Consider the following 791-nt stretch of genomic DNA (forward strand, 5'->3'; position numbering starts at 1 on the left):
AGAAAATCCTCGCGAGCCCGCATGATGCGCGGATGCGGCGTCGGCTGCGGGTTGTCGCCGATCAGCAGTTCCTCGAAGAGTTTTTCGCCGGGACGCAGGCCGGTAATCCGCAACTCGATATCGCCCTCGGGATTATCGTCGTCCAGAACACTGAAGCCGGAGAGCTCAACCATACGGCGGGCGAGATCGACGATGCGAACCGGCTCTCCCATGTCGAGCAGAAAGACATCCCCGCCCGATGCCATGGCGCCGGCCTGGATGACCAGCTGCGAGGCTTCCGGGATTGTCATGAAATAGCGGGTGATCTCCGGATGGGTGAGCGTAACCGGGCCACCGTCACGGATCTGCTGGCGAAACAGCGGCACGACGGAACCCGATGAGCCCAGCACATTGCCGAAGCGGACCATCGAAAAACTCGTGGTCGTGCCGCTGGTGACGCGATCAGCGTCGAGGGCCTGCAGTACCATCTCCGCCAGTCGCTTGCTCGCGCCCATGATATTGGTCGGACGAACCGCCTTGTCCGTGCTGATGAGGACGAAATTCTCGACGCCAGCCTTTTGCGCCGCCGTGGCTGCGGCGACGGTCCCGGTGACGTTGTTCTTGATACCCTCGGCAGGGTTATATTCGACGAGCGGCACGTGCTTGTAGGCGGCAGCGTGATAGACGGTGCTGGGCTTCCACGCCGTCATGATCTGCTCCAGACGCGGCCCGTCGCGAACGGAGGCAAGAAAAGGGATGATGCGGATCTCGGCATCCTGGATCGCCAGCGCCGCCTTTTCCAGCTCGCCCAA

At 62.3% G+C, this 791-nt stretch carries 1 protein-coding gene; it reads right to left on the bottom strand.

The window, feature by feature from the left end:
- Window positions 1-791, bottom strand: a 791-nt coding sequence (locus tag EQW76_RS28735) for a UDP-N-acetylglucosamine 4,6-dehydratase family protein (RefSeq protein ID WP_143123529.1), incomplete at both ends; no start/stop codon positions are given.

Source organism: Rhizobium sp. rho-13.1, assembly GCF_007000305.1.
In the GTDB taxonomy this organism is placed as follows: Bacteria; Pseudomonadota; Alphaproteobacteria; order Rhizobiales; family Rhizobiaceae; genus Rhizobium; species Rhizobium rhododendri.